This is a genomic window from Pedobacter sp., assembly GCF_965279535.1.
Taxonomy (GTDB): Bacteria; Bacteroidota; Bacteroidia; order Sphingobacteriales; family Sphingobacteriaceae; genus Pedobacter.
The window spans coordinates 237,453-246,953 of sequence record NZ_OZ257244.1; the positions used below are offsets into that span (position 1 = coordinate 237,453).

5 protein-coding genes are annotated in these 9,501 nt (G+C 39.4%); all 5 read left to right on the forward strand.

The annotated features are described in order from the left end of the window. The first annotated feature begins 147 nt into the window (after nucleotides 1-147). The 5 genes from ACQY77_RS00830 (at nucleotide 148) to ACQY77_RS00850 (ending at nucleotide 9,314) form a co-directional block, all read left to right on the forward strand. The gene (locus ACQY77_RS00830) at nucleotides 148-1,545 is read left to right on the forward strand and encodes an alpha-L-fucosidase (protein WP_421939887.1); all 1,398 of its coding nucleotides are present in this window, start codon (nucleotides 148-150) and stop codon (nucleotides 1,543-1,545) included. Beyond that, nucleotides 1,545-3,149: a beta-N-acetylhexosaminidase gene (locus ACQY77_RS00835; protein WP_421939886.1), complete on the forward strand. Its 1,605-nt coding sequence runs from the start codon at nucleotides 1,545-1,547 to the stop codon at nucleotides 3,147-3,149. Before ACQY77_RS00830 ends, ACQY77_RS00835 begins: the two co-directional genes overlap by 1 nt. A 181-nt stretch (nucleotides 3,150-3,330) precedes the next feature. Further along, a complete protein-coding gene (locus ACQY77_RS00840; RefSeq protein ID WP_421939885.1) occupies nucleotides 3,331-3,648 on the forward strand; it encodes a DUF6660 family protein in 318 nt (105 codons plus the stop codon). Nucleotides 3,649-3,761: 113 nt separating this feature from the next. Next, nucleotides 3,762-8,141, forward strand: a complete 4,380-nt coding sequence (locus ACQY77_RS00845; protein ID WP_421939884.1) for a CusA/CzcA family heavy metal efflux RND transporter — start codon at nucleotides 3,762-3,764, stop codon at nucleotides 8,139-8,141. A gap of 3 nt (nucleotides 8,142-8,144) precedes the next feature. Then, nucleotides 8,145-9,314, forward strand: a complete 1,170-nt coding sequence (locus tag ACQY77_RS00850) for an efflux RND transporter periplasmic adaptor subunit (protein ID WP_421939883.1) — start codon at nucleotides 8,145-8,147, stop codon at nucleotides 9,312-9,314. Nucleotides 9,315-9,501: the final 187 nt, after the last annotated feature.

A 9,501-nucleotide genomic window follows, 5' to 3' on the forward strand; every position in this document is an offset into this window, starting at 1 on the left:
TCATGGTAAATAAGTTTAAAAGGAATAAAATTTGCGATTTTTCCCCCTTTTCTTTTTTATTATCACCCTTGTTTAGTATTCGATCTCATTACTTTTGAACAGATACGGAATTATATTTCTTAGATTAACTTACCACATAGCCAATACATGTTTTTAAAAAGACCTCTTTTACTTTTATCGATCTTCTTCCTGGCGACAGGAATTAACCTCAAAGCTCAGGTTGCCAGTCCGGATATGACCTGGTTTAAGGATGCCAAATTTGGTTTGTTTTTACACTGGGGTTTGTATGCTCAAACAGCTGGGGACTGGAACGGACATCCCTATAAAGGAAACGAACACTTTATGCTTTACGAACGCATTCCGGTGAAAACATATGCCACCATTGCAGATAAATTTAACCCAACCCAGTTTAATGCTGAAACCTGGGTTAAGCAAGCAAAAAGGGCAGGTATGAAGTACATTGTTTATACATCAAAGCATCATGATGGCTTTGCGATGTACAATTCATTGGTAAGCGATTATAATATTTATAAACGTACGCCTTTTAAAAGAGATCCCTTAGCTGAGCTGGCGGCTGCTTGTAAAAAATACGACATTAAACTTTGTTTGTATTATTCGTTAGGTAGAGACTGGGAAGATCCGGATGTGCCCACCAATTGGCCGGTTAAAGCCGGAAGAAGCAATACCTGGGATTTTCCTGATGAAGATGCCAAGGTATTTAACAGATATTTCGAACGTAAAGTGAAGCCGCAGGTTACCGAGCTTTTAAAAAATTATGGACCTATTGCTGTGATGTGGTTTGATACTCCTGAGCTGATTAGCAAAAAGGAGAGTGCTGAATTAAGAGCATTGATTACTCAACTGCAACCCAATTGCCTTGTAAACAGCAGGATTGGAAATGGTTATGGTGATTTTGGGATTTCAGAACAAAGCCTTGGCGCAGCTTCCAGGAATACCTGGGAAGCTTGCATCACGATTGGTAAAAATTGGGGATATAACCGACACGATAGCACCTGGAAGTCACCCGAACTATTGGTGAGAAATCTTATTAATGTAGTGTCTAATAATGGAAACCTGTTGCTCAACGTTGGTCCGATGGGCAATGGTACGTTTCCTGCCTGGGCTACCGCAAGACTGGATTCTATCGGGCAGTGGATGAAAGTTAACGGAGAAGCAATTACAGGAACGCATCCATATGCTATTGCTGCTGAGGGAAATGAGCTGGAATCTGCTTCGATCAGTAAGAAAGACGAAAACAGCAAAATGAAGGATGCCATTTACGATGGAACTCCTAAATCACTTGATGCCGATATATTTTTTACAGCTAAAGATAAAAGTGTTTTTGCCTTATTGAGAAGCTGGAAGAAAAAGGATTTCGAAATTAAAAGCTTAAAAGGCCTTTCTATAAAATCAGTGGATTTGTTGGGGACGGAGAAAAAGGTTAACTGGAAAGCAACGGCTACAGGTCTTTCCATATCCTTACCTGAAGATTATGTATTGAGCAATAAAATACCCATTTATACTTTAAAAGTGACCTTGAATTAATGAAAAAACTGTTATTCATCAGCCTGTTGTTGTGTGGCAAAATTTTAGCTGCACAAGAACTACCTGCCATTGTCCCTTATCCTCAGGAATTAAAAATAAATGAAGGGACATTTGAACTTCATGGAAACACGACCATATTTGCCGATGCAGATTTAACTAAGGAGGGCAACTATTTACGTCTGGCCCTATTTGCGGTTTCAGGTATTAATTATTTGTCTGGTGATGACCATCAATCAGCCATTCATTTAATCTTAAAAAAGGGAAAAAAGGCAAAGAATCCGGAAGCTTATCAGTTAACCATCAGTACAAAACAGGTTATAGTAGCGGGAAGTACGGCTAATGGTGTGTTTAACGGAATTCAAACACTGCTTCAATTGGTTAAGGCCGCCAGGGTGACTAAAGCTAAGATTGCATTACAGGCTATGCATGTAAATGATGAACCATTATATTCCTGGAGAGGTTTTATGTTAGACGAGTCGAGGCATTTTTTTGGTAAAGAGAAAGTAAAGTCTTTATTGGATTGGATGGCTTTATACAAATTGAACCAGTTTCACTGGCATTTAACAGATGAACCAGCCTGGCGGATGGAGGTTAAAAAATATCCAAGGTTAACGCTGGTTGGTGGAATAGGAAATTATACTGATGCCAATGTACCTGCAGCATATTATACTCAGGAAGATATCAAAGAAATTGTAAGTTATGCTGCTGACCGTTTTATTACTGTTATTCCCGAAGTTGATATGCCTGGTCATGCCACGGCAGCAAATATGGCTTACCCGGAGTATTCTGGCGGGGGTTCAGAGGATCATCCCGAATTTACCTTTAATCCGGGCTATGAAAAAACCTATCGGTATTTAACTCATATTCTTAAAGAGACGCAATTATTGTTCCCTGCTAACATGATTCACCTGGGGGGCGATGAGGTAAGTTTTGGAAACCAGGAATGGAAAACAGATACTGCAATTACTGCATTGAAACAAAGGAAAGGCTTATCTTCAGATTTAGCGGTGGAGAAGTATTTCATGAAAAGGATGGCGGATTCTGTTTTTGCTATGAAAAGTAAAGTATTGGTTTGGGATGAAATGGTAGATTCAGATTTACCAATTGATAAAACCATTATTTTTTGGTGGAGACACGATAAACCGGAGCAATTGAGTCAGGCCTTAACCAAAGGATATCAAACAGTACTATGCCCAAGGCTGCCACTTTATTTTGATTTTGTACAGGATACCAAACATCAGTATGGCAGAAAGTGGGGTGGAAAATTCAATGATCTGCTTTCGGTATATAATTTTGATATTGGTAAATCCCTCACAAATAGCCGGGATCAGCAGCATGTTATAGGCATTCAGGCTAATCTTTGGACAGAAACCGCGCAGAATGAGCAACGATTAGATTACCTGCTGTTTCCGAGGATTGCCTCACTGGCGGAAGCAGCATGGTCAATTCCTGCTAAAAGAAATGATCAGCAATTTTTAACACGCCTGAAAACACATCTGAATTGGTACAAGGCTGCCGGTTTGAATTTTTATAATCCGGATGAACCGATAAAAACACCTGAGCCTGCCAGTAAAAAGAAAGTATCCCAAAATATTAAGGATTGATGGTTGGAAGTGGATAGTATCAAGTACATAGTATAAAGTACATAGTATAAAGTATAAAGTATAAAGTATCAAGTATAAAGAGGTTAATATCTTGTGTTAAGTATCATGATCTGAGTTTTGGGAAGCAAGACTTGATGCTCAGATCTTGTTACTGTATGGATAATGATTATATTTGCTTTTAATGAAACATTTTATTCTCCTTTTTTCAGTTTATCTGATCCTGCTGGGTGTTTTACCTTGCCAGGATAAGGCGGATATGGTGTCAGTTCAACAAAATACCACAAACATCAAGGATAACGCTTCGCCATCCAATCATATTGATGAAGATGCTTGTCCGCCATTTTGCAGTTGTGCCTGCTGTTCTGTTGGGCAGTATTTTCCTATAGAGTGTACAACTGTTTTAATGACTTCTTTTTTTGAAAAACCTTTTACTGGCTTTCATTTATCAGATTTGAAAAGCCAGCCTACCAATATCTGGCAACCGCCAAAACTAGTTTAATTATTTTTTAACCCTGGTTTTCTGTCCAGGAATTTGGAGCATACCAGACGGTGTGCGGCTGCTTTGGCGTATACGCCAAAGCAGTTGTTTGTTAAAATTGATTTTACTAAAACATGTTAAACAGCATAATTGAGTTTTCCATCAGGCAGAAACTGCTTGTAGGTATATTGATATTGGCCTTAATTGCATGGGGGATATATTCGCTCAGGCAATTGCCAATAGACGCCCTCCCGGATATTACGAATAATCAGGTACAAATTATTACCACTTCACCAAGCAATGGTGCAGAAGATATTGAACGGTTTGTAACTTATCCCGTTGAACAAACCATGTCTACTATCCCCGGAATCGAAGAAGTGAGGTCATTTAGCAGATTTGGTCTTTCGGTAGTTACGGTAGTTTTTAAAGAAAATGTAGAAATATATTGGGCCAGACAACAGGTAACTGAACGTTTGGGAGAAGTAAACCGGAATATTCCCAAAGGAATCGGAACGCCGGAAGTAGCGCCATTAACCACTGGTTTAGGTGAGATTTATCAGTATGTAATCCATCCCAAAAAGGGTTATGAAAAAAAATATGACGCTTCTGCATTACGGAGTATCCAGGACTGGATTGTTAGGCGGCAACTTTTGGGTGTTGAAGGAATTGCAGATGTAAGCAGTTTTGGAGGCTATCTCAAACAGTATGAAATTGCCATTAATCCGGATAAACTGCGGAGCATGAACATATCCATCAAGGATATTTTTACCGCTTTAGAAAAAAACAATCAAAATACAGGAGGGGCATATATTGATAAAAAACCTCATGCTTATTTCATTAGAACTGAGGGCTTGATTAAAAGTATTGAAGACATAGAAAATATTGTTGTCAAAACAAATGAAAGCAGTATCCCTGTTTTAATTCGCAATGTAGCAGATGTTCAGATCGGGGCGGCAACAAGATACGGTGCAATGACCCGAAATGACCAGGGAGAGGTTGTAGGTGCGGTAGTGATGATGTTGAAAGGTGCAAATTCTTCGAAAGTTATTGCCAATGTTAAGGAAAGAATGGAGCAGATTTCGAAGAGTTTGCCGGAAGGAGTGGTTATTGAACCTTTTCTTGATCGGACCAAATTAGTGAATAGTGCGATTGGTACGGTGACTAAGAACCTGGCAGAAGGGGCGTTAATTGTCATTTTTGTTTTGGTGCTTTTGTTAGGGAATTTCAGGGCCGGACTTATTGTAGCTTCTGTGATTCCACTTGCGATGTTGTTTGCAGTATGTTTGATGAACCTGTTTGGCGTAAGTGGAAACCTGATGAGTTTAGGTGCAATAGATTTTGGATTGATTGTAGATGGTGCGGTCATTATCGTAGAGGCTTCTTTGCATCACCTGGGATTAAGAAAGAGCCAGGCAGCCCTAAGTCAGCAGGAAATGGATGCAGAGATTTATGCATCGGCCTCTAAAATCCGTAACAGTGCAGCCTTTGGTGAACTGATTATTCTTATTGTTTACCTCCCAATTTTAGCATTGGTAGGAATTGAAGGCAAAATGTTCAGGCCAATGGCTCAAACTGTAGCTTTTGCCATTTTAGGCGCATTTATCCTTTCATTAACTTATATACCCATGATGAGTGCCTTGTTTTTGAGTAAAAAAATCAGCCAAAAGCAGAATATCTCCGATAAAATTATGGCATTTTTTCAACGCATTTATCAGCCTATGCTGAATTTCGCATTAAAAGCCAGGGTTTTAGTAGTTGGGATTGCCCTGGTACTGTTTGTGTTTTGTTTGGTCATCTTTAAATATTTAGGTGCTGAGTTTATTCCCACACTAGAAGAAGGGGATTTTGCTGTAGAAACCAGGGTACTTACCGGGAGCAGTTTATCTCAAACGATTGAAGCTTCAACCCGGGCTGCAAAAGTGCTTAAAGATCATTTTCCCGAAGTAAAGGAAGTAATTGGTAAAATAGGTTCGTCGGAAATTCCAACCGACCCTATGCCTGTTGAGGCTTGTGATTTGATGATTATCTTAAAAGATAAAGCGGAGTGGACCAGTGCATCAGATAGAGAAGCACTTGCAGAAAAAATGCAGGAGAAGCTTGAACAATATATTCCGGGAGTAACCTTTGGGTTTCAGCAACCTATACAAATGCGGTTTAATGAGTTGATGACTGGTGCCAGACAAGACGTGGTAATTAAAGTTTACGGAGAAGATTTTACTAAGTTAAGCAGTTATGCCAATAAGATTGGAAGTATTGCCCGGAGCATAGAAGGTGCGGAAGATGTATATGTGGAGCAGGTTTCTGGGCTTCCACAGGTGATCGTTTCTTTTCATCGGGATAAAATTGCACAGTTTGGGCTTAACATTGAAGATGTAAATACCGCTGTCCGATCAGGATTTGCCGGCGAGGCAGCTGGATTTGTATTTGAAGGAGAGAAACGTTTTGATTTGGTTGTACGTTTGGCAAAGGAAAACAGGCAGTCTATAGCAGATGTTAAAAGCCTTTTTGTGACAGCCCCGAACGGAAATCAGGTTCCTCTTGAACAATTGGCAGATATCAGTTATAAGGAAGGACCGAATCAAATTCAGCGAGATGATGCGAAACGAAGAATAATGGTTGGCTTTAATGTTAGGGGAAGGGATGTAGAAAGCATTGTTGAAGAAATTCAAAAAAAGGTAGATGCCGGTATTCAGTATGAGCCAGGCTATTACACAACTTATGGGGGAACTTTCGAAAACCTAAAAGCTGCAAATAAAAGGCTTGGTTTGGCAGTACCCGTAGCCTTACTGCTGATTTTGCTATTACTCTATCTCACATTTTCTTCACTTAAACATGCCTTGTTGATTTTTACTGCGATTCCATTATCTGCTATTGGAGGCGTGCTTGCGCTTTGGGCCCGGGGAATGCCTTTTAGTATATCAGCGGGCATTGGATTTATTGCACTTTTTGGTGTAGCCGTATTGAATGGGATAGTATTGATTAGTGAATTTAACAGACTAAAAAAGGAAGGGATGAAAGATATAAATGACATTATCAAAATGGGGACAGCCATCAGGTTGCGTCCGGTAATTATGACCGCGCTTGTGGCTTCGCTGGGCTTTTTGCCAATGGCTATTTCTGCCGGAAGCGGTGCCGAAGTTCAGCGTCCGCTGGCCACAGTAGTAATCGGAGGCCTGCTATCTGCAACGCTGCTTACCCTTTTGGTGTTACCTGTTTTATACATTTGGGTAGAGAAGGGGGCATGGAAAAAAATAAAAATAAAGTCCGTAGCCGGGATATTGATCCTCATACTTCCCTTTTTTGGAGTTTCTATTGCGAAGGGTCAATCTAAAACACTGAGTTTGGATGAAGCCATCAGTTTGGCATTACAAAATAACAAAGCGGTTATTGGCGCGCAATTAGGGGTTAACCTTCAGCAAGAGCTGAAAAAGGGAGCGCTGGAATTACCTAAAACGGATGTAGGTTTGCTGTTTGGACAATATAATAGCCTGAATAAGCATGATAACAATTTTACCGTTAGCCAAACCCTTCCTTTTCCAACCTTATTCTCGGCCAGTTCTTCTTTGGGAACCGAGCGCATTAAAGCCAGTCAGATTCAACTGGCCTCAGCAAAAAACGAGCTGGTTTATCAGGTTAAAACCGTTTATACACAGCTGCAATACTTTAATTCTAAGGAAAAACTGTTGAATGAACAGGATAGCATTTATAAGGGTTTTGTAAAGTCTGCTTCAATGAAATATAAAACAGGAGAAGGGAATTTACTGGAGAAAGTATCTGCAGAAACGCAATTAAAGGAGGTTCAGAACCTGTTGAATCAAAATATGCTTGATATTGAGGTGTATAAAACTCAACTGCGGCATTTACTCTACATTCAGGATGACCTGAAACTGTCAGATCCCTATTTGAAAGAGCATGAGGCTTCTTTTTTGAAAGATACCACCTTGCTTAAGCATAATCCCGATTTAGCTTACCTAAAACAACAGGTTATAGTTGCAGAAAAAGAAAGGAAAGTAGAATTGGCGAAGGCACTGCCGGACATTACGGTGGGATACTTTAATCAATCGCTAACAGGCTTTCAAACAGTAAATGGTGCAGAGGTTTATTTCGGTAACGACAAGCGTTTTCAGGGTTTTCAGCTTGGTTTATCCATTCCACTGTTTTACAGATCCTATGGTACAAAAGTAAAAACCGCAGCCATTAATAGGGATTTGGCTACCAATGTGTTAGTGCTTCAGCAAAATAAGTTTAGTAGTCAGTACCAGCAAAGCTTCAGCGAGTACCTTAAAAACAGCGGACGTTATGCATACTTTAAAGCTTCGGCGAGTACAAGTGCCGGATTAATATTAAAAAATAGCCGTTTAGCCTATCAAAATGGGGAGATTGGCTATTCGGAATACCTGTTAAATTTAAAGCAGGCCAATGCCATTTTTGAAGGCCGGTTGCAGGCGCTTTTGCAGGTAAATCAAAGTATCAATCAAATCGAATATTTAACTGGTAATAATCAATCGTTTTAAACAATGAAATCAATATATAAAAATTTTTATGTAATGCTGTTTACCATTTTGGTATCTGCATGTGGCGAATCTAAAAAAGAGCTTAAAACGGAGCAGGAAGAAGTGCACAACGAAAGCAATATTGTTACACTTACACCAGAACAACAGCAATTAATTGGTGTCAGCTTAGGGGGGATTGAACAAAAGCAGCTTAGCGGAACCACTAAGGTAAACGGCATGTTGGATCTTCCGCCTCAAAGCTTAGTTTCTGTATCTACACCCTTAGAGGGAATTGTAAAAAGTACAGATATGTTACAAGGTATGCGCGTGAAAAAGGGTGCTTTGGTAGCAGTTATGCAGAATCCGGAGTATATTCAGATGCAGCAGGACTACCTGGATTATAAAAGCCAGTTACAGTATTTAAAATTAGAACTTGATCGTCAGGAAGAGCTTGCCAGGGAAAATGTGAACTCCAGAAAAGCACTGCAAAAGGCGAGAAGTGAATATCAAAGTGTAAGCGCGAGGCTATTGGGGCAGCGCAGTAAACTGGCGCTGCTTAACATCAATTTTAAGGCTTTAGAGTCTGGTCAGATTTTAAAAACTTTTAATCTCTATGCGCCTATAAGTGGTTATGTAACACAGGTTAATACCAATGTTGGGGCTTTTGCGAGTACCACAGATTTGTTATTTAAGATTGCTGATACAGAACATCTGCATGCTGAGCTTACGGTTTTTGAAAAGGATGTTCCTAAACTTAAAATTGGTCAGAAGGTTCGGTTTACACTTGCCAATGAAGAAAAGGAGCGGATGGCCACGGTTTATCTCATCGGCCGTGAAATCAGCAAGGAAAGAACCGTTCAGATTCATTGCCATTTAGATCAGGAGGATACCCAGCTATTGCCGGGAATGTACCTTAAGGCTTATGTAGAAAGTGGTATGAATAAAGTTAGTGCTTTGCCGGATGAGGCAATTGTAGGTTTTGAGGGCAAAGAATATGTATTTATAGCGAAATCAAATGATCAGAAAAACGTTGGATTTCAATACGAGATGCTGGAAGTGAAAAAAGGAGTATCTGAACAGGGATATACTCAGGTTTCGTTTTTAACAGATTTGGAAAGTAGGCAATTCGTAATTAAAGGTGCGTATGATTTGATGAGTAAAGTTAAAAATGAAGGGGAAGAACATGGTCATTAAGCCAGAAAAATACTTGGAAATAGTATAATGGTGACTTTATGATTTTTAAATTATTGTAATTGTAATTTTATATGTTGTATTATTAAACTTACTTAGATTTGAAATTTTGCTTAAACGTTAAAAATTGAAAAATAGTATTGATTTATAGTAGTTTGGGGAGTAGAGCTAAGCGGTCAAAAACGCTTAA